25 protein-coding genes are annotated in these 23018 nt (G+C 61.8%); 5 read left to right on the top strand and 20 right to left on the bottom strand.

Annotated features, from left to right (window positions below):
- The first annotated feature begins 540 nt into the window (after positions 1-540).
- Positions 541-882 (top strand): hypothetical protein, encoded by a 342-nt coding sequence (locus ABH944_RS26520; RefSeq protein WP_404610246.1) that lies wholly within the window; start codon positions 541-543, stop codon positions 880-882.
- Positions 879-2471 (top strand): relaxase/mobilization nuclease domain-containing protein, encoded by a 1593-nt coding sequence (locus ABH944_RS26515; protein WP_404610247.1) that lies wholly within the window; start codon positions 879-881, stop codon positions 2469-2471. Before ABH944_RS26520 ends, ABH944_RS26515 begins: the two co-directional genes overlap by 4 nt.
- A gap of 473 nt (positions 2472-2944) precedes the next feature.
- Here the strand turns inward: ABH944_RS26515 and ABH944_RS26510 are convergent, their stop codons facing one another.
- The 4 genes from ABH944_RS26510 to ABH944_RS26495 are packed head-to-tail and all read right to left on the bottom strand — an operon-like array spanning position 2945 to position 3977.
- On the bottom strand, positions 2945-3070 hold the full coding sequence (locus ABH944_RS26510; RefSeq protein WP_404610248.1) for a hypothetical protein: 126 nt from the start codon (positions 3068-3070) through the stop codon (positions 2945-2947).
- Positions 3054-3374, bottom strand: coding sequence for a nucleotidyl transferase AbiEii/AbiGii toxin family protein (locus ABH944_RS26505; protein WP_404610337.1), 321 nt, complete (start codon positions 3372-3374; stop codon positions 3054-3056). Before ABH944_RS26505 ends, ABH944_RS26510 begins: the two co-directional genes overlap by 17 nt.
- Before the next feature lie 58 nt (positions 3375-3432).
- On the bottom strand, positions 3433-3852 hold the full coding sequence (locus ABH944_RS26500) for a hypothetical protein (RefSeq protein WP_404610249.1): 420 nt from the start codon (positions 3850-3852) through the stop codon (positions 3433-3435).
- Positions 3849-3977, bottom strand: a complete 129-nt coding sequence (locus tag ABH944_RS26495; protein ID WP_404610250.1) for a helix-turn-helix domain-containing protein — start codon at positions 3975-3977, stop codon at positions 3849-3851. The genes ABH944_RS26500 and ABH944_RS26495 overlap by 4 nt, the downstream gene beginning before the upstream one ends.
- Positions 3978-4486: 509 nt before the next feature.
- On the opposite strand from ABH944_RS26495, the gene ABH944_RS26490 reads away from it, so the two are divergent.
- Positions 4487-4915, top strand: a complete 429-nt coding sequence (locus ABH944_RS26490) for a DUF3293 domain-containing protein (RefSeq protein ID WP_404610251.1) — start codon at positions 4487-4489, stop codon at positions 4913-4915.
- Positions 4916-4974: 59 nt separating this feature from the next.
- Here ABH944_RS26490 and ABH944_RS26485 read toward each other — a convergent pair whose 3' ends face one another.
- The 5 genes from ABH944_RS26485 to ABH944_RS26465 all read right to left on the bottom strand — a co-directional run bounded on the left by ABH944_RS26485 (position 4975) and on the right by ABH944_RS26465 (position 8495).
- Positions 4975-5301, bottom strand: coding sequence for a DUF4148 domain-containing protein (locus ABH944_RS26485; protein WP_404610252.1), 327 nt, complete (start codon positions 5299-5301; stop codon positions 4975-4977).
- A gap of 530 nt (positions 5302-5831) precedes the next feature.
- Entirely contained in the window at positions 5832-6398 is a 567-nt protein-coding gene (gene bamE, locus ABH944_RS26480; protein WP_404610253.1) for an outer membrane protein assembly factor BamE domain-containing protein, read from the bottom strand.
- Between the two features lie 43 nt (positions 6399-6441).
- Positions 6442-7356 (bottom strand): peptidoglycan DD-metalloendopeptidase family protein, encoded by a 915-nt coding sequence (locus ABH944_RS26475; protein WP_404610254.1) that lies wholly within the window; start codon positions 7354-7356, stop codon positions 6442-6444.
- Between the two features lie 56 nt (positions 7357-7412).
- Positions 7413-7622 (bottom strand): hypothetical protein, encoded by a 210-nt coding sequence (locus ABH944_RS26470; protein ID WP_404610255.1) that lies wholly within the window; start codon positions 7620-7622, stop codon positions 7413-7415.
- A 213-nt stretch (positions 7623-7835) separates the two neighbouring features.
- Positions 7836-8495 carry a VTT domain-containing protein gene (locus tag ABH944_RS26465; RefSeq protein ID WP_404610256.1) on the bottom strand — a complete coding sequence of 220 codons (660 nt, stop codon included), beginning with the start codon at positions 8493-8495 and terminating at the stop codon, positions 7836-7838.
- Positions 8496-8749: 254 nt separating this feature from the next.
- Here ABH944_RS26465 and mutL point away from each other — a divergent pair, with 254 nt between their 5' ends.
- Together mutL and miaA are read left to right on the top strand one after the other, a co-directional pair.
- Positions 8750-10765 carry a DNA mismatch repair endonuclease MutL gene (gene mutL / locus ABH944_RS26460; RefSeq protein WP_404610257.1) on the top strand — a complete coding sequence of 672 codons (2016 nt, stop codon included), beginning with the start codon at positions 8750-8752 and terminating at the stop codon, positions 10763-10765.
- Positions 10762-11700: a tRNA (adenosine(37)-N6)-dimethylallyltransferase MiaA gene (gene miaA / locus ABH944_RS26455; protein WP_404610258.1), complete on the top strand. Its 939-nt coding sequence runs from the start codon at positions 10762-10764 to the stop codon at positions 11698-11700. The genes mutL and miaA overlap by 4 nt, the downstream gene beginning before the upstream one ends.
- A 36-nt stretch (positions 11701-11736) precedes the next feature.
- On the opposite strand, the gene pyrF is transcribed toward miaA, so the two are convergent.
- From pyrF to ABH944_RS26400, 11 genes are all read right to left on the bottom strand, one after another.
- The gene (gene pyrF / locus ABH944_RS26450; protein ID WP_404610259.1) at positions 11737-12552 is read right to left on the bottom strand and encodes an orotidine-5'-phosphate decarboxylase; all 816 of its coding nucleotides are present in this window, start codon (positions 12550-12552) and stop codon (positions 11737-11739) included.
- A gap of 99 nt (positions 12553-12651) precedes the next feature.
- The gene (locus tag ABH944_RS26445; RefSeq protein ID WP_404610260.1) at positions 12652-13761 is read right to left on the bottom strand and encodes an aldose 1-epimerase; all 1110 of its coding nucleotides are present in this window, start codon (positions 13759-13761) and stop codon (positions 12652-12654) included.
- A 171-nt stretch (positions 13762-13932) separates the two neighbouring features.
- On the bottom strand, positions 13933-14820 hold the full coding sequence (locus tag ABH944_RS26440) for an SMP-30/gluconolactonase/LRE family protein (protein ID WP_404610261.1): 888 nt from the start codon (positions 14818-14820) through the stop codon (positions 13933-13935).
- A complete protein-coding gene (locus tag ABH944_RS26435; protein ID WP_404610262.1) occupies positions 14817-15608 on the bottom strand; it encodes an SDR family NAD(P)-dependent oxidoreductase in 792 nt (263 codons plus the stop codon). The genes ABH944_RS26440 and ABH944_RS26435 overlap by 4 nt, the downstream gene beginning before the upstream one ends.
- A 31-nt stretch (positions 15609-15639) precedes the next feature.
- On the bottom strand, positions 15640-16632 hold the full coding sequence (araH, locus tag ABH944_RS26430; protein ID WP_097265328.1) for an L-arabinose ABC transporter permease AraH: 993 nt from the start codon (positions 16630-16632) through the stop codon (positions 15640-15642).
- Positions 16633-16659: 27 nt separating this feature from the next.
- Positions 16660-18177 (bottom strand): L-arabinose ABC transporter ATP-binding protein AraG, encoded by a 1518-nt coding sequence (gene araG, locus ABH944_RS26425; RefSeq protein ID WP_404610263.1) that lies wholly within the window; start codon positions 18175-18177, stop codon positions 16660-16662.
- Positions 18178-18268: 91 nt separating this feature from the next.
- A complete protein-coding gene (locus ABH944_RS26420; protein WP_062081592.1) occupies positions 18269-19279 on the bottom strand; it encodes an arabinose ABC transporter substrate-binding protein in 1011 nt (336 codons plus the stop codon).
- A gap of 121 nt (positions 19280-19400) precedes the next feature.
- Positions 19401-20171: an SDR family oxidoreductase gene (locus ABH944_RS26415; protein ID WP_404610264.1), complete on the bottom strand. Its 771-nt coding sequence runs from the start codon at positions 20169-20171 to the stop codon at positions 19401-19403.
- Positions 20168-20845 carry a 2-dehydro-3-deoxy-6-phosphogalactonate aldolase gene (locus ABH944_RS26410; protein ID WP_404610265.1) on the bottom strand — a complete coding sequence of 226 codons (678 nt, stop codon included), beginning with the start codon at positions 20843-20845 and terminating at the stop codon, positions 20168-20170. The genes ABH944_RS26415 and ABH944_RS26410 overlap by 4 nt, the downstream gene beginning before the upstream one ends.
- Positions 20846-20859: 14 nt before the next feature.
- Complete coding sequence (locus ABH944_RS26405; protein ID WP_404610266.1) at positions 20860-21885, bottom strand: 2-dehydro-3-deoxygalactonokinase; 1026 nt, start codon at positions 21883-21885, stop codon at positions 20860-20862.
- Entirely contained in the window at positions 21882-22784 is a 903-nt protein-coding gene (locus ABH944_RS26400) for an IclR family transcriptional regulator (protein WP_404610338.1), read from the bottom strand. Before ABH944_RS26400 ends, ABH944_RS26405 begins: the two co-directional genes overlap by 4 nt.
- Between the last annotated feature and the right edge of the window lie 234 nt (positions 22785-23018).

The raw sequence follows: 23018 nt of genomic DNA, 5'->3' as shown, positions 1-23018 counted from the left end.
GAGTGAGCACAAGGTGTGCGTGGTACTACCACGCTCACCTTGCGGGGGGACTTCCAGTCCCCCGCGATCCCCCCTTGGAATCCCTAAGCGCATCCGCCTTTGTGGGCGTCTTTGCTAAGGGATTGTGCAACGTATCGCCGTTGCATCACGACCAAAGGGAGACTTCGGCTCTCCCTCTGGACACTCATCGATCAGGGCTTTCGCGCCCTGAACCACGACCGGTGTTCCGACACCGGCTTCGGCCAAAGGGAGATTTCTGCTCTCCCTCTGGACACTCATCGACCGGGGCTTTCGCGCCGCGGACCACGACCGATGTTTCGGCATCGGCCTCGACCAAAGGGAGACTTCGGCTCTCCCTCTGGACACTCATCGACCGGGGCTTTCGTGCCCCGGACCACGACCGGTGTTTCGGCATCGGCTTCGACCAAAGGAAGATTTCTGCTCTCCCTTTGGAGTTCCTTCGACCGGGATACGCGCGATCCCGGACCCGCGAGGTAAGCGCGAGGAAGGCAGCCGCCCGTTGGCGATAGCGTATGGGGCATGACCCGCAAACCGCCACGCCAAGCTCCGATTTCGTATCGCCCGCCGCAAGGCTTGCGCGATGAGTTTCGCACGCGGGTGCAAACTTCCGGCCTGTCCACTAACGCCTATATCACCGCCGCCGTGTTCGGCCATGCCCCGCCCCGATCTGCGCGCCGTTCCGCGCTAGACCAGAAAATGACGGCCATGCTTCTGTCGCAAGCGGCGCGCATCAGTGACCGGCTGGACGAAGCCGCCCGCCAGACCGGTGGGGCCGGGGCAACGCCGCTCCTCTCCGAATGCCGTGATGCGCTCGCCGAAATCAGGACGTGCCTGATGCTGGCGCTGGGGAGGGACGGTTGATCCCTTTCGCGTCGCAGCGTGGCGGTGGGCAGGATCTCGCCACCCACCTCCTGAACGACTACGACAACGACATGGCGGAAGTCGTTGAGGTGCGGGGAGCCGTCGCCCATGATCTGCACGGCGCGTTCAAGGAATGGGAGGTGCAGGCCGACACCTTGACGCACTGCCGCAAATATCTTTACAGCCTGTCGATCAATCCAGACCCGAGGCAGGGGCCGTTGACCCGCGAGCAGTACATGGACTACATCAGGCGCACCGAGGACGCGCTTGGATTGGGGGCACAACCCCGTGCGGTCGTTTTCCATGTCAAGTACGGGCGGGAGCATTGTCACGTCGTCTGGTCCAGAATCGACGCGGACCAGCAACGCGCCATCCACCTCGCATTCGACCGCGACAAGCTGATGCGGGTGACGCGCGCTTTTGCCCGCGATCACCGTCTCGACCTCCCTGCCGGATACGATAAATCGCGCGGTATCGGGCAGATATCGCTCTATGAACAGGAACAGCTCCGTCGAACTGGCCTGTCCAAGGCGAACCACAAGCAGGAGGTTACGGACGCCTGGCGGCAGAGCGACGATGCGCGCGCCTTCGTTCAGGCATTGGCCGAACGCGGCTACATGCTTGCGACTGGGAAGCGGCCATATGTGCTCGTTGACCTCTACGGCGGCATGCATGCGTTGCCGAAGCTGATTGACGACAAGACCGTTCGGACGAAGGACATCCGTGCCTTCCTCGAAAAGGACTTCCCGTGCGACGGGTTGCCGTCCGTCGAGGAAGCGCGCCAGCTCGCATCCGAGCACCGGCGGATCATCGAGCAGTCAGTCCAGGAAAGCCGACATTCCGACCGCCTTGAGCAGTTAAAGCACAGTCAAATGGACCGGCGGGCGGCGGTCGAGCGCGAGCGGGACACGCTTAAGCATAAGCAACGCGCGTTGCGTTTCTCCCAAGAGATGCGCCAACGCGCGGAGCGCGACAGACTGCGCTCTGACCATCGCGCACATATGGATGCAATCCGTCAGGAGCGCCGCCGCAACCAGCCCACTGGCCTCGCCGCCTTCCTTGGCCGGATCAGTGGTTTCGCTCTATTGCAAAAGACGCTGCGTCGCCACCACGACAAGCAGGAAGCCCGCACTTATATCGAGCGGAGGCAGCAGCTCGGGGAGCGTCAGCGCAGCGAGCGATCAGCGCTGGATTGCCAGCTAGCGATTCAGGCGAAGGAAATTGAGCGGCGTGCTGCGGCGCTGGAAAAGATTGATCGGCGGGAATTGGCCGCCCTGCGGCGCGACATCAAACGCGAGGTCCACGTGCGTGCCCGGGACGGGGACCAGGTCATGCCGTCACTCACTCGCGGGTCGCCTAAGCAGCCTCATGGCGCAATTCCGGATGTGCTTGATGCATTCTCCCGTGCATCGCGCGAGAGCAATAGCGAGGTTCCCGACCTGATGGCTGCTTTCGAACGTGCAGCCAGAACAGACGGCGACGACGGCGGAGAAGACGGCTCTGGCGACAGCTTAGATCGCTCGAACTCGTTCGAACCCACGCCGCCTGATCGTCCACGTAGGCGACGCAATCAAGACCGCGAACGATAACCCTTCTTCCGTACATCTTTGAGACAGGCAAATACCGTGACAGATTCTGCCACCGGAAACGCCAGCGTGACAAATCTGGCAGTGCGTTGACGGGCGTTGGCGAGCGAGGGCGGGCCAAAAAACGCCGAAAAATGGACCCAAACGTGACTTTTAATCCGTTGGTCACAGGTTCGAATCCCGTACGGCCTACCAAAGACATGAAGGGCTCAGCGCAAGCTGAGCCCTTTTCTCATTGTGGAAAGGCTGCGGAGGTTCGGAATCCCGTTCCGGCTCCAGCCACTTCGGCTCGCTCCCGCAGTCCAGATCTTTTTTGCTCCAGGTTGGCAGAGCAGAGCACTCGCTTAGCGTTGGCGGGTGCGCGGTTTGCCTACCGGTTCACTCGTGGGAATTTCCCGCAAGAATTCCGTCACGAGAGCAACGGCATGATCAAAAGCGGGTGTGTAGTTCAGGGTCCGAATGTCCGAGAAACCCTGTCAAATAAACGCATCACGCGTAGCCAACTGCTCGATAAACGTGTCTCGATGGCGAATCAGGAATTCACCGGCGGCCGACAATGCGACCGGGTCACGCTCGATCACGAGACTAAGATCGAAGACCACGAGCGGTCGCGCGATCGCCTCGGTGCCACATTTTCTTCGCCACGATTTCGGCCGCGGTTTCCACTTTTACCGGATGATCGAGCAAGGTCCATTGATCGTATCCGGGGTCAGTCAGATTCGGAGAAACGACGAAGTCGATCTCGCCTTCAGGCAGAAGCAGCTTCATGAATTGCGCGTGATCCTCGTACTCGGTCGTGATGTCCGAGGCAACGTCACTGATGCGCGGATTCACGAAACCCAGATACTGCGGATCGGGCACAAAAATGTCGATGTCCTTGCTGAGCCGATGGCCATATCGCAGCATAAGCACGGTGCCGCCACCGAACGATCAGAGCCGATCGGGTCGACCGTGTTCGGCGATTTCATCGGTGAGCGTAAACGCGTGGCCAAGCAAGCTTTGCCACGGACCGGCCGGTAGCGAATGAAGCGAATGAGCTGTCATCACTCCCAGACCCGCCGGTAAAGATCCAGGCGAGGTTTTTCCAGATCTTCTTGGGTGCGACGCCAGACGATCTGGCCGCCTCCTCAACAGCTTTGACAACAAAGGGCACACGCACTTCGTCAAGAATGACGGAGACCTGCGACTCATAGCCCGGCGGGATTTTTCCCGTCGCGAGCGCGCGAGCAAGTCGGGCTTCCGTCAGCTTTCCCTTGTAGCTCACATTGGCGCTCACAGATGCCTTGAACAAACCCTTTTGATCGGGCCTCTGACGACTGGCTGTCAATTCGATCCCAAGAACGCTGAGTAGCGGGATGAGTTTGTTGATCCCCAGATCCTTCACCTTGCCGGTTTCAAGCGGGTTGACCGTGAACCGGAGAGCCCGCTGAGTTTCGCGAGCTGTGCCTGCGTCAGGTCGAGTTCCGAGCGTCGTTTCGCGACCGACTGACCAATCTCGTAGAGTTGCATGATTACCCCTGCGGCGGAATGCAAGAAAACGCGGCACCTCGTATGTAAGGTATATCCCACATTTTTTCTGAAGCAATTCCGACGCGGCAACTGTTAATCGACCAGTACCGAACGTCGCTCGCGGGCCCCTGCAAACGTCATCACCCCACCCCGCAAGCCGCCGGCAAATCCACGTAATCACCACCAGCCGTCACCGCATCGCCGCAACGTGAACACGCGGGCTCCCGCAGCCAGCGCAAGCGGTTAAACTGCATTCCCAGCGCGTCGAGCTGTAGCAAAGTACTGGAGAGCGACTCGCCAATACCCAAAAATCAACTTGATCGCCTCTGTCGCCTGCAACAACCCTATCACGCCCGGTAGCACGCCAAGCAACTCGCTTCGGCGCAATTTGGCGCGAACTCCCGCGGCGGCGGCTCCGGAAACCGTATCCAATGGCGCACGTTTGCGGTCTGATAGCACTTCTGCGGAACGCGCTTAAGCGCCTCGTTTCGCGTTCGCAAGGAGATAACGTGCAACTCAATTCCGCCATCGACCCGGACACGCTTCGGGCTTACGAGGAAACGCACTATCGCGTCCTGGGCGATACCCCAGCGACCCTGCGTATCGGCGTCTTTAATCGTGCGCTCGCCGAACTTCATCGGGCATGTGGCGTCGACTGCAGCGCGTTTGTCACCGCTGCGAATCCGTTTAGCAATTTGACCGATGCGGATACCAATGCACGCCGGCAAGCCGCGCTCGCAGATGAACTACTTAACCAGGGCTTGAGGTTTATCGAGGGGATAGGAGAGCATCCGTCGGGCCAATGGCCGGGTGAACCGAGTTTCCTGATCCTGGGTTTGCCGCTGGACGCGGCGAAACAACTCGGCGCACGGCATGCGCAAAACGCGATTGTCTGGTGCAGCGCGAACGCCGTGCCTCAATTGATCCTTCTGCGATAAGTCACGCAAGGGACGACTCGCGACGCATGCCGGGCATGAACGAGCCGTCCGAGCAGCCATCAGGAACCCGCATAGATATTGCAGAAACTAACCGGTCCGACACATGCTTCGTGGCCGCTGCCGTTCGCGACACGCGCCGAACTCACGCTCGACCCCGCGGTCACGCCACCGTATGCCGACGTGCCCTGCCTCGCCCGCGCGACTTGATTCGTATAAATACGCGCGACATCGGGATAAGAAGTATTACTAACCAATTGTGAACCGTCTTGCTGCGCTTCAACAAGTTGCTGGCGGACTTCCGCACGAGTCAGGCCTTGAGCCTGCGCAAAAACGCTCGATGAAGCAAGGACAGCAGCGGACATCAAGAACAGGGCAATCTTTTTCATTTTCGACTCCAGGGTATTTAACGGGTTGGTACTAGGGCGAACCCATTTTTTCCCCGTCTATTCCGGACGAATCGAAAATAATTTGCGCGTGGTTACGGTAAGGTCTTCAAAACATGGATTGAGTCATACACGCCTCGGCGCAGGCACTCCGCGCACCAGCGACGCATCACGGTGTCCGGTGGTGCAGTCCAGGCATGTCCGAACGCGCATTCCCATTGCAAGGCGGTGGCGGCGTCGACGTAAGACGGCGATATCAACCGTCCGCCGCGCTCCCGCGCGAGTGCCTTCAATCGTTCGGTATGCTGCTCGCGGCGTTGCGCTGCGCAGTTCATGCAGCGCACGTTTTACGCCGCACTGACGCCGTCGTCCCAAGCATGGCCACGTCCGCATTGCCAGAGCGCACCTTCCGCTTCCAACGCCCTCGCCCGCTCTGCACGATGCCGCGCCGCCAGTGCCATCAGTGCCTCGCGCTCATGTGCGTGTTTTGATTTTGGATCGTGCATCGAATTAGCTATGTCCCAGTGCCACACTCAATGCTTGCCGCCACCTTCGGCTTCAGAGCGCGAGGTGGTCGTGACAATGCCATCAGGGCCGAAATGCGCGTTGAACATTGCGTCGCGGGTCACGCCGCCCTCTTCCCAGTGCCAGCTCCACACGCGCTCCTTCTTCAGCGGATATTCAGCAATGGTGGTGGGCTTGCCCAGCAGCCTGCGCACTTCGTCCTGCGTCATGCCCGGCCGCACCTTCGCGATGTTTTCCGCCGTCAGGACCTGCGTGACGGCGACGAACTTGCCGTTCGCATCGATATCGACAAAATAGGTGTTCGTGCCCGCCGGGCCCCGCGGATATTCGAGGCGCTTCGAACCGTCGGTGTAGTTGCGCACCGTTTCCGGTTCGCCCATCTGGTCGCGGATCTGCGCCTCGGTCGTCACGCCTGGCGTCAGGTCCTTCAGCAACAACGTGTCCGGTTTGACAGCATTGAAAAACGCTTTCAACTTGTTCATGGCGTCCGCGTTTTGCTGGTCATTGCAGCCGGCGAGTGACACGGCGGCTATGCACGCAGCCACGAGCATGAGTCGCTTCATCAGTCGATGCATGTCCGCAGCCCTCCTGTTGCACGCACGCTGCGCGCGCTGTTCGTCATCCCGCCTTCTTGAGCGACGGAACCGGATCGACTGCCTGCCCGGACTTGCGCAGTTCGAAATGCAGCAACGGCTTGTTGTTCGGCCCCGTCCCCATTTCCGCGATTGGCGCACCCTGGCGCACGGTGTCGCCTTCCTTCACCAGCAGCTTGCTGTTGTGCGCGTAGGCCGTGAGGAAGTCGTTGCTATGCTTGACGATGATCATCTGCCCGTATGCCCGCAAACCGCTGCCCGCATAAACCACGCGTCCGGCGGCCGCGGCTTTCACCGGCTCGCCGAGCTTGCCGCCAATATCGATACCCTTGCTGCCGCCCTCACCGAACTTCGTGATCACGTCGCCTTGTGCCGGCCACAAAAGCCACGCGCCCTTCGAACTGATCGCGGGCGTGCTGGTGTCGGGGGCGGGATTGTTGCTCGCTGTAGCAGGAGGCGCACCGATCATCGGCGGCGCCGACTTCGATCCCGCCGCCGCCGAAGCCTGCTTGCTCCAGTCATCGCTGCTGGCCGAAGGTGTACTTCCCGGAGGCGCAACCCGCAGCAACTGGTCGATGTTGACCTGCTTGCTTTCAGGCAGGTTGTTCCACTTGATGAGATCGGCTGGGCGTTGCTTCTGCGCACGCGCGATGCCATAGAGCGTATCGCCCGGCTTCACGCGATAAAACCCCGGCCCGGCGTCCGCCTGCACCGGCGGCGCAACGGCGACCGGCCCAGCAGGCCCCGCACTCGGCGGCGTAGTGGGAATCACCGCTGGCGAACTCGTGCCGCCCGTCGACTGGTCAACGATAGGTGCAGGCGTGAGCGCCGTCGAGCAGCCGGCGACCGAGACAGCCATGCCGATAGAAACGAGCGCACCCAGCACGCCCACCCGGCCGTTGACGGCCCATCCTGAATTACCTGAACGCGATACCGCCATGCTTGCCGTTTTCCCTGACTTCCTGTTATCGATATTTCCGGGCTGCGCCTGGGCGCTCAGAACCGCATGCCGGCCCCGCACCCGCCGAAAGCCCCGCCGTTCGTTGCACTGCCGCCGCAGCCAAAAATCCCGCAGCCGGCGAGCAGCGCCGTCACACCCAGCACCGCCACCGCCAGCCTGAGACGACGCCTGTTGCGCGCCGCTCCCGCTTCACTTCGTGTGTGTTCCACCATCAACCGTGACACCTCGCCAAGCTTCGCCAGCATAAAACATTTAACGTTTGTTCACGAAATACCGGAATCGTTCATCTCGATATTCGAAACGCCGATCCGACGATTCGGCATTCTAACCTTTTACGTTTTTGCAGCGAAGACACCAGCGAACGCGCCACCATGCCTGTGATACTTGCCCCTTCAAAGCACCGGCCCGGCAACTTCGAAAGGGTTGTCGAACCCATCAATGCGACTCAACTGCCCGACTCAACTGCCCGCTCTGCGCCGCATGACTTTCCACAACGCACCCAGCGCGATCGGCACGATTGCCGCGCACACGCCAACCAGTGCGATCACATTCAGATACTGGCGAATAAACGGGATATTGCCGAAGAAATAACCGAGCAGCACGAGCAGCAACACCCAGATCAACGCGCCGAGTATGTTGAACAATTGAAACCGCGATGCCTTCATCGCCGATGCGCCCGCAACAAATGGCGCGAACGTCCGCACGATAGGCACGAAGCGCGCGAGCACGATGGTTTTGCCGCCGTGCCGCTCGTAGAAGCCCTGCGTCTTGCGCAGCGCTTCGCGATCGAGGAAACGTTCGAGCACGGGAATGTGGGTATCGAATACCTTGGGGCCGATTGCGCGGCCGATCCAGTAATTCACCGTATTCCCGAGGATGGCCGCGACCAGCAGCAACACGATCAGCGCGCCGAGATCCATCGAACCGCTCGCCGCGAACGCGCCGCCAATGAACAACAGCGAGTCTCCCGGCAGGAACGGAAACACCACGAGCCCGGTTTCACAGAAAACGATCAGGAACAACACCGCGTACACCCAGGCGCCGTAGTGCTGGATGAAATACCCGAGCGATTTGTCGATATGGAGAATAAGAGTCAGAAATGACAGCAGCGTATCCAAAAGGGGCCTCGATCAGGATTGAATTGGCGAAAACTTGGCGCACAGCAGCGTGCATGCACGGGCATACCGTTGCAAACGTTGCGATAAAAACAGTCGCGCCATGATACCGAACTCGACGCGGGAAAATTCCCGAAGCGGATATTCATTAGCCGGTTTTGGCGCTTATCGGCTCGCTTGCGCCTCGCTGGAGCGCGCGTACTGGGAGACCGGACGGCAACGAAATCGTTCACCAGCGTGAAGCTTTATAATTCCGTATGCCCGATCTCATCGACTCATCCGACACGATTTCCGATTCGCCGGCCCCCGCTCGCGCGGCGCGCCCGCTGCGCGCCATTCAACCCCTGCCCGACCAGCTGATCAGCCAGATCGCGGCAGGCGAAGTGGTTGAACGGCCAGCGTCCGTGGTGAAGGAACTGCTCGAAAACGCGCTGGACGCGGGCGCGTCGAGCTTGCGGATCACGCTGGACGAAGGCGGCGTGAAGCGCATCATGATCGTCGACGACGGCTGCGGCATTCCGCCCGCCGAACTCCCTCTGGCCTTGTTGCGCCACGCCACCAGCAAGATCCGCTCGCTTGCCGAGCTCGAAGCCGTGGCGTCGCTTGGGTTCCGCGGGGAAGCGCTGGCGTCGATTGCGTCGGTGGCGGAGCTTTTCATCACCAGCCGGACCGCGGCCTGTGCGCATGCCACGCGCATCGACGCCCAGACCGGCGCGATCTCGCCGGCGGCCGGAACCATCGGTACGACCATGGAAGTGCGCGAGCTGTACTTCAACACGCCCGCGCGCCGAAAATTCCTGAAAAGCGAGCAGACCGAACTCGGGCATTGCCTGGAAGTGATCCGGCGGGTGGCACTGGCGCGGCCGGACATTGCGATATCGGTGATTCATAACGGCAAGGCCGTCGAGCACTGGAACGCGTCGGACCCGTCCACGCGCGTGGCAAAAATTCTCGGCGACGTCTTCGCCACCGCGCACCTGCCGCTCGACGAACGCGCCGGACCACTGGCCGTGTACGGCTGCGCCGGCTTGCCGACCGCGAGCCGCGGCCGCGCCGACCAGCAATACTTCTTCGTGAACGGCCGCTTTGTGCGCGACAAGCTGCTGACGCACGCAGTGCGCGCCGCTTACGAGGACGTGCTGCACGGCAACCGGTATCCATCGTACGTGCTGTTCCTGGATTTGCCGCCGGAATCCGTCGATGTGAACGTGCATCCATCGAAGATCGAGGTCCGTTTCCGCGATTCGCGCTCGATCCACCAGTATGTGTTCCACGCCGTGCAGCGGGCGTTGGCGCGTAACGCGGGGGCATCGCCGGAAACGACGGCCGGCGGCCACGCCGCGCAATTGGAGCCAACGGGAGTGGCATCGTTTAGCGCACGGCCTTACGCGGGAGCGGGTTTGGCGGGTATGGGCACAAGTTCGCTGACCGATTCCACGCCAGGTTCGGGGCAGAGAAACGACACTGGCACGAACTGGCTGCGGCAATCGCGGATGACGCAGGGCAATCTGCCGGTCGCGCAGCCGCTGGCGTTGTACGACGCGTTGTTCGGCCGCCGCGACGTGAACGCGGGCACGTCGCAAGGCACAACGCTCGCCGCGAGCGTGAGTTCAGACGCTTACTCACCGAACCAGGCCAGCGCGCCGCTCTACGCCGCGATGCCGGGTGCTCCGGACATAGGGGCCAGTGAGCAGCCATTGGGCTTCGCGCTGGGCCAGATTCACGGCATCTACGTGCTGGCGCAGAACGCGCAGGGCTTGATCATCGTCGACATGCACGCGGCCCACGAGCGCATCCTTTACGAGCAGTTCAAGAACTCGCTCGCTGACCGGGCGATCGCGGTTCAACCGCTGCTGATTCCGGTGACGATGACCGTCGATGCCGTGGAGATGGGTGTGGTCGAGGAAGAGCGCGAAGTGCTGGATGCACTGGGCTTCGATCTGGCGATTCTGTCGCCGGGTTCGATTGCCATCCGTGCGGTGCCTGCGCTGCTAAAAGATGCCGATTTGCAGTCTTTGGCGCGTGCGGTAATTTCGGATTTGCAGGCTTACGGCGGCTCGCGGGTGCTGACCGAGCGCCAGCATGAATTGCTGGGCACGCTGGCATGCCATCACGCTGTACGGGCGAACCGGCGGCTGACGCTGGACGAGATGAACGGCCTGTTGCGCCAGATGGAGGCCACCGAACGCGGCGATCAGTGCAACCACGGCCGCCCGACGTGGTTCCAGCTCACTCTCGCCGATCTCGACCGACTTTTCATGCGCGGTCAATGAGCGCGCGGCGTATTGCGTGTTTGCTGGGACCGACGGCATCCGGAAAGACCGCTGCAGCGCTCGCGTTCGCTCAACGCCGGCGGGTGGAAATCATCAGCGTGGATTCGGCGCTGGTTTATCGCGGCATGGACATAGGCACGGCGAAACCCACGGCAGAAGAACGCGCGGTGGCACCGCATCATCTGATCGACATCATTGATCCAGCCGAAGCATATTCGGCAGCGCAGTTTCGCAATGATGCGTTGAAGCTGGTGGCAGAGATTGAAGCACGCGGACGCATCCCGCTACTGGTCGGCGGCACGATGCTGTACTACATGGCATTGACGCGTGGATTAAACGATTTGCCGGAGGCGAATCCGCAAATGCGCGCTGAACTTGACGCGGAAGCAGTACGAGATGGTTGGCCCGCAATGCACGCGCGACTAATGGCTATCGATCCGGAAACCGCAGCACGGCTCGCGCCCAACGATTCGCAGCGGATCCAACGTGCGTTGGAGGTCCATATGCTGACCGGCAGAACCCTGTCCGCAATACTAAAAGACCCGAAAAAGAGCCAGGAAAGCGACCCTGAATTCGTTCCGATTGCGCTGGAGCCATCGGATAGAAGCGTGCTGCATAAGCGCATCGAAAAGCGCTTTGACGAGATGCTGAAGGCAGGCCTGATAGAAGAAGTCGAGGCATTGCGCGCACGTGGCGATTTAACGCCGGCAATGCCATCGATGCGCTGTGTCGGCTATCGCCAGGTCTGGGAATACCTCGAGCGGGAAATCGACTACGCGACCATGCGCGATAAAGGCGTGTTCGCCACACGTCAGTTGTGCAAACGCCAACTAACGTGGCTGAGAAGCATCGAGGATCGGAATATCGTGGATTGCGCCGTAGAGGGCTCGACCGTTGCGGCGCTCGAGCGGATTCAGCAAGTCATCGAGGGATAGGGCCCTTCTGTCTCGTGCCGCGAGCGAACAACCCCTTCAAATCACCGCATTAATCGCGTCGCGCGTTCGCCGCGCCGCTTCGGCCGCAGCGTCAGCAAAATCATCGCCCTTCCCTGCATAAATAATCGCGCGCGAAGAATTGATCAGCATCCCGCCCTTGCCCGACGAATCCCGCCCGGCACGAACCGTCGCGTCGACATCCCCGCCTTGGGCGCCAATGCCCGGAATCAAAAGCGGCATATCGCCAACAATGGAACGCACGACTTCAATTTCCCGGGGAAACGTCGCCCCCACGACCAGGCCTAATTGCCCGCTCGCATTCCACTTCCCGGCGGCGAGCCGCGCCACGACCTGATAAAGCGGCGTTCCATCGACTTCAAGAAACTGCAGATCCGAGCCGCCGGCATTCGACGTGCGGCACAAAACGATTACGCCCTTTCCGTCATGTTCCAGATACGGTTGAACCGAATCAAACCCCATATACGGATTAACCGTGACGGCGTCGGCTTTGTATCGATCAAACGCTTCGATTGCATATTGCTCGGCGGTGCTGCCAATATCGCCACGCTTGGCGTCAAGGATCACCGGCAATCCGGGATGCTCGGCATGAATATGCGCAATCAGCCGCTCGAGCTGATCCTCTGCCCGATGCGCCGAGAAATATGCAATCTGCGGTTTGAACGAGCAGGCAAAAGGCGCCGTAGCGTCAACAATGTCGCGGCAAAAGTCGAAGATCGAATCAGCACGGCCGTTCAATTCACCCGGAAATCGTGACGGCTCCGGGTCAAGCCCGACACAGAGTAGAGACTGGGTTTGCGACCAGGCGGCGTTGAGCGATTCGATGAAAGACATGGGCATCCGGGGCGAGAGGGCAAATAAGCGATCCCGCATTTTAACGCGCCGCCGCGGCGTTTCTTCAGGTGCCGCAGTCAAGAGCTAACAGCAAACCCCTCACCGTACCACCGCCGCCGTCTTGCGCGCCTTCTGCCCTGCGGGCTGCTTTGGCCGCCCGCGCCGCTTGGCTTCTCCCGACCGCTCTACGGTAAAGCTGAACTCGCGCGTCAGGCCTTCGCCCGGCGCCAGTACCGTCATGCCGTGCGCCGCACCGCCACCGGGCAGGTTCACCGCATTGATCGGGTGATCAACAGGTTCGAAGCAGAAGAAATTCTGGCCTGCAGGTGCGTACAACACGTAGTAATCAGTATCGGCGCAAATGGTCAGCGACAACCGCCGCTTCGGCCACATCACGCTCGAGCGTCCGCTCCAGCCGGTGAATGCGTTGTTCACCATCGCGGCCGGCATGGGGTAAGCCACGCCGAATTGCCACGCGGGCGGCGCAGGAACGTGACGGATCGGCAGGAAATCATCGCCGCAAAGCCACAAGCCGTCGGCGGCCGCGGACAACTCGGTATCGGCTTCGCGCGTGAGGAACGGATGCAATCCCAGGCCGAACGGCAGCGCCTCGCGCCCGGTATTCTCGATAAAAAGCGTTACCACCAGCGTCGACGCTTCGAGCGTGAAGGACTGGCTCGCCAGATACGAATACGGCTCGCCATCGCGGCGATCGAGGGTCAGGCGCACATGCGTCGAGCTCTCCGACGCCACGTCCCACGCGCCAAGCCAGCCGTCGCCATGCAGCGGCAGCGGCTCGCCGGGCCGGTTGCACGGCACATCGACACCGCGGCCGAGAAACTGAAACCGCCCGCCGCCGATGCGGTTCGAATACGGCAGCAGCGGATAACACGCGAGCTCGTTCGGATCGGTGGCCGCGCTTGGCGCGAGGCACGGCCGGAAGATCGGCACGAGCGCGCCGTCGCTGCGCCAGTCAAAGCGCGTGATGCCGCCGCCGAGAGCCGGCGCGATATCGAGGCGTAATTGTGCATTGGCAAGCGTGATGCAACCGTTGACACCCGGACCGCCCATTGCGACGACCGACGTCGAGGGCCCCGGGCGAATCGGCGGCTCCGTCGCGGCGGCAAGCTTCGAGCGGCGGGTGGGCACTGCTGCCCGGGACGATGCCGGTGGGGGCGTGGAGCTTCCTGCTGGGCGGGCAACGGTCATATGGCTGACTCCGAACGAGAGGCGATCGATCCCGTGGTCCTGGCCTGAAGCGCCAGTATGTCCGGGAAGCTGCGGGCGGCGCGTCGTGCGCGCCGACTCGTGTTTTGCTTGGAACGTGATACCGCGGATCTGCTGTGCAGCGTGTAGAGCCCTGCTGCACCCACCCGCATCTCAGTGCGCGCGGTCATGTCCGCGAAACACCGGCTCGGCGATACCCCTCGCCGGCGGCGTCGCAATAGTCGCAACAAACACCGCGCCCGCGTGCGGATCGTCCCGCAACGCGCCCGCATCCAATCCGACCCGCGCGCTCGTGATATACGCCGTGCCGAGTAGCTCACCACCGAACGCAACGCAGCTTGGCTGCGCCGTCGGCACCTCGATGCGCGCTGTTTCACGGCCATCGGCGTCATAACGCACCACGCGGCTGCCGCCCCACTGCGCGTTCCACAAGCCACCATCGCTATCGACGGCAGAACCGTCCGGCTCACCGCTCGCATCTGACAGTTCGACAAACACGCGCTGGTTTGCAAACGAATCGTAATCACAGACGCGAATCTTGCGCTCCGGGGAATCGCAGAAATACATGCGCGACCCGTCCGGACTGAACGCGATACTGTTCGAGATCGCGCACTCGCCGAGCGGCAAACGCTCAAGCGACAGATCCCCGTTCAACCGATAAAACCCGCCAATCTTCTCCGCCTTCGCCACGTCATGTTTCGTGCCGAACACGAAGCGCCCCTGCCGGTCGCATTTGCCATCGTTGATGCGCGTCGGCAGATCGGCTTCCACCGGCATGATCGTTTCGATCGCGCCGGTCTTCAGACTAAAGAACGCCAGCCGCGAAGCGAGTCCAAGCAACAGCACGTCAGCATCGGCGCATAACGCGAAGCATGCAAGCCGTTCCGGCATGGCGAACGAAACGGTGCCGGCATCGCGTGGATCGTAGCGCCACAAACGCTCGCCTTCAATATCCGTCCAGTAAAAACGCCCGGTTTCGGCACACCACGTTGCGCCTTCGCCCAGCGCGCATTGGCTGTCGATCAGCAGATCCGCCTTCATGCCCAGCCTCCGTCAATGACCACTTCCTGAGCGGTCATCATGCTGCTGTCGTCAGACGCCAGGAACAACGCGGCACGCGCGAGATGCACGGGCAGCAACTCCGCATCAATACACTGGCCTTCCTTGATCGCGCGCTTGCCGGCTTCATCGAGCCATAAGCGGCGTTGTTTGTCCGTCATCACCCATCCCGGGACGAGCGTATTCACCCGGATGTTGAACGGGCCCAGGTCGCGTGCGAGCCCATTCGTCATACCTTGAACGGCCGCTTTCGCGGTCACGTACACCGGGAAACCGCCTTGTTTAAGCATCCAGCTAATCGATCCCAGGTTCACGATCGACCCGCCGCCGAGCTCTTTCATGTCGTCGATCACCGCCTGCGCCGCGAAAAACTGATGGCGGATATTCACCGCGATTCCCGCGTCGTAGGACTCCGGCGTTACGTCCTCGATCTTGTGGCGCCTGTCGTTCGCCGCGTTGTTCACCAGCACGCCGATGCGCCCCAACGTGGTGCGTACATCGGCAATGCCCTTGCGCAACGCGTCGATATTGGTGAGATCCACGCGCAGGAACATGGGCCGGAATTGTCCCTCGGCCAGGTCCGCGCCGAGTTGATCCGCGAGCGCTTCGCCGGCATTGGTGTCGATATCGAAGAACGCGACCTTCGCACCCTGATCGAAGAAATGCTCGACAAACGCCGCGCCAATGCCGGTCGCGCCACCGGTAATCAGCACGACTTTTCCGGCGAGGCTCGGATAGCGCGCGAGGGTTTTATCGACTGAACTGGCCATCTGTCCCTAACCTCTCATTTAGTCGCCGCATTTAGTCACGCGAGCCGCGGTTCTTCAACTGGTCGAGCAGTACGGCGGCAAGCAGGATCGCGCCGCGCACGAGGTACTGGTAGAACGCGTCGATGTTCATCAGGTTCATCACGTTCTCGACGGTACCCATGATCAGCACGCCGATCACCACGCCCGAGATGGTCGCTCGGCCACCGAGCAGTGACACGCCGCCGAGCACGCACGCGGAAATCACGTTGAGCTCGAAGCCGTCGGCGGCGTTCGGTTGTCCCGACGTAATCCGCGACGCCAGGATCACCCCGGCGAGCGCCGCCACCGCGCCCTGGATCAGGAAAATCCAGACGCGGGTGCGTTCCACATTGATACCCGCCAGACGTGACGCTTCCGCGTTACCGCCAATGGCGAGCGTATTGCGCCCGTACACGGTTTGATTCAGCAGCACGCCAAACACGATAAAACACGCCAGCGTGACCCAGATCGGCAGCGAGACACCGAACATGGTCAAACCGCCCAGCGCGATAAACGTATCCGACGACACGCCCACCGCCTGCCCATGCGACACGATAAACCCAAGCCCGCGCACGACTTCCATCGTAGCCAGCGTAGTAATCAGCGCGTTGATCCGCAAGTACGCAATCACCGCGCCGTTCACAAAACCGATGGCCGACCCTGCCGCCACCGCCGCGACTATCGCTATGAACGTGTTGCCCGTGGCGTTCAGGACCATCGCGCAGAGCACGCCGGCGAAGGCTACCGTGGATCCCACCGACAAGTCGAAATCCCGCGATGCGAGGCAGAACATCATCGTGCAAGCGACCATGCCGATCTGCGAAATCGACAGCGCCAGGCCGAGCATGTTCTCGATGGAGAAGAAGTGATCGACCGAGAGCGACATCGTGATGAACATCAAGATGAAGATCACGACCAGGCTGTATTCGGTGATCTGCTGCCACCACTTCTGCTTGTCGTTTTTCGCTGGCACCAGCGTGTTGGTAATGTTTTCCCTGACTTCCATGATGTCCTCCATCTCCACTTTTTTGCTTCAGGCTGCCTTCGCAGTCGGTTCCGATTGCACAGGCAGCGCAAGATTCAGCACTGATTGTTCGTTTGCTGTCCCGCGCGGCAATTCGCCCGCGATCCGCCCTTGCCGCATCACCACGATCCTGTCGGAGACCCCCAGCACCTCGGGCAACTCGGACGAAATCATCACGATCGCGCAGCCGCGTTCGGCGAGTTGATAGATCACGTTGTAGATCTCGTGCTTCGCGCCCACGTCAATGCCGCGCGTGGGTTCATCGAGGATCACGACTTTCAGTTCCGGCTCCGCGAGCCAGCGCGACAGAATGGTTTTTTGCTGATTGCCGCCCGAAAGAAAGCGAATCTTCTGCTTGCGGCTCGGCGTCTTGATCTTCAGCAACTGGATGAAACGCTCGGCCGTTGCGGCCTCTTTCTTGCGATCCAGGAACAGCCCGCCGCGCAGGTAATGCCGGCGGCACGAGATATTGATGTTCTCGGACACCGAAGCCATGGCCACGATGCCCTCTTCCTTGCGGTCCTCAGGACACAGCACGATGCCGTGCCTGATCGCTTCGCCCGCGCTGCGGATCTTGATCGGCTCGCCATCCAGCGTGATCGTGCCGGCCTTCTTGCGGTCCGCGCCGTAGACGAGGTGCATCAGTTCGCTGCGCCCCGCGCCCACCAGCCCGAAAAAGCCGACAATCTCGCCGCGGCGCACTTCAAAACTGGTCGGTTCACGCAGCGCGTGTCCTTCAATGTTCGTCACGGCGAAGCGGACATCGCCGAGTTTGCGCGGCTTGTAATCGTAGATATCGGAAATTTCGCGCCCGACCATTTCCTGCACGAGCGTATCGCGCGGAACCTCGGCCAGATTCGGGTGCGACGCGATCTTGCGGCCATCGCGGAAAATCGTGCAGGTATTGCACAGCTCGTAAATCTCGTCCATGCGGTGCGAGATGTAGATCAACGCGCGGTTGTCCGCTTTCAAATCACGCACGAGCTTGAACAGCACTTCCGTCTCGCGATGCGACAGCGACGACGTGGGTTCATCGAGCGCAATCACGCGTGCGTTGCGCAGCAGCGCCTTGCAGATTTCCACCATCTGCCGTTGCGCGATGGAAAGCTTCCTGAGCTTCGCGTTCGGGTCGAGATCGACCCCCATTTGCAGCAGCCGCTCGCGCACATGCTTTTTCCCTTCGCGCTTGTGCACCCAGCCGAACGTGTTGGGCAACGAACCCAGCAGCAGGTTCTCGGCGACCGTGAGATCGGGCACGTACTGCAATTCCTGGTGAATCACCGCGATACCCGCCGCAATCGATGCGGCCGCGCTCGCGAACTTCACTTCGTTGCCATCAATCAGGACACGCCCGGAATCGGGCTGATATTCACCGCCCAGCACTTTCAGCAAAGTCGATTTGCCCGCGCCGTTCTCGCCCATCAGGCCGTGCACTTCGCCGGCGTTGACGTCGAACGACACGCCGTCGAGCGCGCGCACGCCTGGAAAAACCTTACCGATATTGTCAAAACGCAGCGTCGCTGACACATCGCCTCCTTATGTTTCATGCGGACCGCGGCGCTTCATGTCGAAACGCTGCGGCCCGTATTGCTCTGCCGATACCTGATACGAAAAGACCTTACTTGGCCGATGCCAGGCCCATCTTTTCGCGCACTTCACCCACGTTGTCACGCGTCGCCAGCATGCCTGTGGTCAGCGTCACGAGCGGCGGTTCCTTGCCGTCCTTGATCCACGTGTACATGAGTTCCGACGTTTCCTCGCCATGACGCTTCGGGCTGATGATGACGGTCGCGTAGAAGCCGGTCGGGTTCGGTTTCTTGAATTCGCTCAAAGCCGAATCCGAACCGCCGATCCCCACGCCGATCATGTTGTCCGCCTTGAACCCACGGCCTTCCGCTGCGCGCACTGCACCGAGCACGGCTTCGTCGTTCAGGCCGAACGCCACCCAGTGCTTGAACTGCGGATTCTTCGTGAGCGCGATGTTCGCGGCGTTAAACGCGTTTTCCGTGTCGGTCTTCGCTTGCGGCGCCATCACGATGTTCGCCTTCGGAAAGCCCGCTGCGACCAGTGCGTCGGCAGCGCCCGTCGTGCGGTCGTGCGCGGTCGGCAGTTGCTCGTAGGTCACGTCGATAGCGCCGGTTTCAGCCAGGTTCCAGCCGCGCTTCTTGATCTCGGCGGCAATGCCGTCACCCACCTGCTTGCCGATGTTGTAAGCCGAGATGCCCATGTAGGGGACGGATTCGATCGGCTTGCCCGAACCGTCGACCAGACGATCGTCCACCGTCATCATCTTCAGTCCGGCCGCTTTGGCCTTCGCGACAATGCCCGGTCCGAGCTTGACGTCCGGCGTGCAGATCACGAAACCCTGGGCCTTTTGCGCGGCGAGGTTGTCGATCGCGCTCATCACCTTTTCACCCGACGGCGCGCCGATCTTCACCAGCGTGAAACCCTTTGCCTTGGCCGCGATTTCGGCGAACTTCCACTCGTCCTGGAACCACGGTTCTTCCGGCTGCTTCACCAGGAAGCCGATCTTGACGTCATCGGCGGCTTGCGCCACAGGCGCCGTGAACAAGGTCGCGCTTGCTGCGGTGGCCGTGGCAACCAGCGTGAGGAACATTCTGCGTTTCATGGTCTGTCTCCTGACTTGACTGTCTAGTTGGTACGAAGGTATTGGCCGCGTCTTGTTGTCGTGACGTCGCACCACGGCCAGTGCGTCATCCTTTGCTGCTTAGCTATGTATTCGTATGGTTTCAGTCGTGGTACAGCGCCGAGCGCCCGCCATCCACCGTGATACAACTCGCGTTGATAAACGGCGCTTCGTCGGACGCGAGGAACACGGCGGTCATCGCCACTTCCTCCGGCCGGCCAATGCGCTTCATTGGTTGCAGATCGAGCGTTGCCTGTTTCGCTTTGGCCGGATCCGTCTGTTCGTTCCACCAGTCGTGCGTGAGTTGCGTCTCGATGTAACCCGGCGCAATCGCATTCACCCGCACCTGCCGCCCCGCGTATTCGATACCCAGCGCCCGCGTCAATCCGATCACGCCATGCTTCGCCACCGGGTACGGAAAACAACCGGGGATGATCTTGAACGCGTGCGTGGAAGCAATATTCACGATGCTGCCGCGCCCGCGTTCCACCATGCCCGGCAACACCGCGCGGCAACCGTTCCAGACACCGTCGAGATCGACGGCGAAACAGCGGCGCCAGTCGTCGTCGGTCATGGTCAGCGGATCGCAAAACACGTTGATGCCCGCGTTGTTCACCAGCACGTCGATGGGGCCGAACTTCGCTTCGGCTTCGCTTACCGCGTTCTGCACCGATGCGCTTTGCGTCACGTCCGTTTGCACCGCGAGCACGTTATCCGCCGATCCGATCCGCGCCGCCGTTTCCCGCGCTAATGCAATGTCCAGTTCCGCGAGCACCACGGCCGCGCCTTCACGAACGAACGCGCCGGCAATCGCCGCACCGATGCCGCGCCCGGCGCCGGTGATGACCGCGACCTTGCCTTCGAGCCGGTTCATTTCTTCTGGCCTCGCGCGACAGCTAGTCCGTTGATGAACGCCTTCGCGTGCGATGCCGTCGTTGCGGCGCTCTGACCTGGCTTGTACAGCGCCGAGCCCAGGCCGAAGCCATTCGCGCCCGCCGTCAGGAACGGTCCCATGTTGTCCGGCGAGATTCCACCGACCGGCACCAGCGGCACTTGCTTGGCGATCACCGCGCGCCACGCCTTCACCACGTGCGCGCCAAGCTGCTCGGCGGGAAACATCTTCAGCACGTCTGCGCCGTTCTTCAGCGCGATAAACGCTTCGTTCGGCGTGGCGACGCCCGGCGCACAGGCAAGCCCTTGCGCTTTCGCGGCGCGCACGACATCGCCGTCGCTATGCGGCATCACGATCAGATCGCCGCCGGCCTTCTTCACTTCATCGACGTAATGAGGATGCAGGACCGTGCCCGCGCCGACGATCGCGTCCTCTGGCAGCGCCTGACGGATTGCCGCGATGCTGTCGAACGGCTGCGGCGAATTCAACGGCACTTCGACGATCCGGAAGCCCGCTTCGTACAACGCGCGGCCGTGGTCAGCGGCATCCGCAGGCGTTACGCCGCGCAGGATCGCGATCAGCGGACACAGTTCGAACGCGGCGGCGAGACCTGCGTGCGGCGTGTATGGCGCGGGGAGATTGATATCGATTTGCATGGTCCTGCTCCTGATTAGATGCGCTCGGCGCTCGACTGGATCAGGCCGGCCTGCAGCGCGATCCGATGCAACCCGCGCTCGGTCGCGTGCGCGACGGTCCGCGCATCGTGGCAACCGAAACGCGCGAGCGCGTGGCGATACCGTTCGCACAGCGCGTCGTTGCCGATCAGCCTTAACGCCTTGCCTGCAAGGTCCGCTTGCTCACGCGCCAGCACTTCATTGAGACCGCGTAATTCGTGGCCGATCAACAGGCCCGAGAGGTAATCCGCTTGTTGCTCCGGCTTTAGTTTCCCGGTCAGTCCCAGCGTGCGGGTGCTGAAAATGGTGGCGAGCAAACCCGCGTGGCCATCGTCTTTGGCGGTATCGACACCCCGTATGAACGCGTCCATGTCCTGGTGATCGGGCGCGCGCATCGTGCGGCCGAGGATGGTGTGGTCGCGCAGCGCGCCGTAGGTCTCGCCGGTCATGAAGGTATAGAACCGTTCGATCCGTCCCTTCGACACAACCGCCCACTTCGCATGCGTTCCCGGCAAGCCGATCAGGCCGCCGTACGGTTCGTGGTCAAGCGCCGTGTCACTCGCAAGTGCGCCAAAGATCTGCGTTTCCTCACCGCGCATCACGTTGGGCAGCGTGCCGTCTTCAAGCACGCCCGGCACGATGTGAACGGTGACGCCCTTGTGCGTTTTCACGCGCACGATGCCCGCTACGAGCGCAGCCGGATCCGCGGGTGTGGATACGTACGGGGCTTCCATCCAGCCTTGGGCGCTGCCGACCATGCCCGCCGCGATCACCGGAAGCGGCTCGCCGTTCGCGAGCCAAGCGCCGCAGGTTGCTTCGAAGACGGCGTCGAAACCGCCTTCCGCTGCGGGCTTCGGCAGATTCATGATGCCCGCCGACGATGCCCGTGTATCGAGCACCGCGCCGCTTGCGTCGAGCAGATAGGCGCGCAGCGCCGTGGTGCCCCAGTCGATTGCTATGAGAGCCGGCGCCTCTGCAGCGCGGGCTGGTTGCGTCTCGGCCGATGTGTCGGTCCGCATCATCGTTTGATCCTGCGTGTTGCGGGCTGCGGAACGCGCCAGCCGAGTTCTTGCGAGATCGCGCGCGCTTCGCGCTGCACGACCGGAATCAGTTCTTCCATGCGCTCGGACGGCATGTAGGGAATCGTGCTCGCCACCGACAGGGCGGCCACGATCGCCCCCGACGCGTCGCGCACCGGCGCCGCGACGCAACGGATCGATGCTTCGTTTTCCTCTAGATCGAAGGTGAAGCCGCCTTGCGAATAACGCGTCATGCGCTGGACGAAGGTATCGATATCGGGCTGGTGATCAGGCCTGAAACTCACCTTCGCGAGCACGCGATGCGACGCCTCCAGCAGCTTCGACCATGTCTCGGGGGGCAGGTCGAGCATCATGGCCTTGCCGATTCCCGTCGATGCGAGCGGCATCCGGTGACCTACCCGCGAGCGCATTTCGAGGCCGCGCGTGCCGGGAATCTTGTCGATGTAGAGGACATCGTCGCCGTCGCGCACGCCGAGGTGGATGGTGTCGTGGGTGTGCTCGGCGAGCACCTGCAGATGCGGACGCGCAACTGCGGTGAGCGGCATTTGTTCAAGCGCGATCGTGCCGAGTTCGATCAGCTTCGGGCCTAGCAGATATCCGCCGCCGACCTGGCGCAGGTAGCGCGCCTGCACCAGCGAGCTCACCAGACGATGCGTCGTGCTGCGAGTCGTGCCGAGCGCCGCGCCGATGCTGCGCAGATCGCGCGCGCCGCCCGCCGCAGCCTCGAGAATCGCGAGGCCGCGCAGCAGCGTTTGCGTGCCGGCTTGCTGCGGCGTGAGGTCGAGCAGTGCAGCCGCCGATGCCTGCGCTTCGCTCGGCTCGCTCGCTCCGTTTGCTTCATCTGCGTCGGGCGCCGCCGGTTTGCCGGCCGTGCGCTCCATCGACAATTCATGCTCAACGGTGGTGTTCAGGGTCTTGGTCATGGCACTCGATGTTCGCGGCTTGAGAATGACTGAGCGTTCGTTCACGACGCGGGTTACCGCACCAATGGCACGCAGCGCAGCGTCGCGCGGAAAACGGCGCGGAAAATCATCGATAAGGAGTGCGAGACGCATGGATGCGAGTGCAGATGCAAGCGCGATGGTTGCGCTGATGTCGCTGACGTTGGCATGACT

It is taken from the genome of Caballeronia udeis (genome assembly GCF_044909315.1).
Lineage (GTDB): Bacteria > Pseudomonadota > Gammaproteobacteria > Burkholderiales > Burkholderiaceae > Caballeronia > Caballeronia udeis_A.
This window is presented reverse-complemented; position numbering and strand designations above follow the sequence as displayed.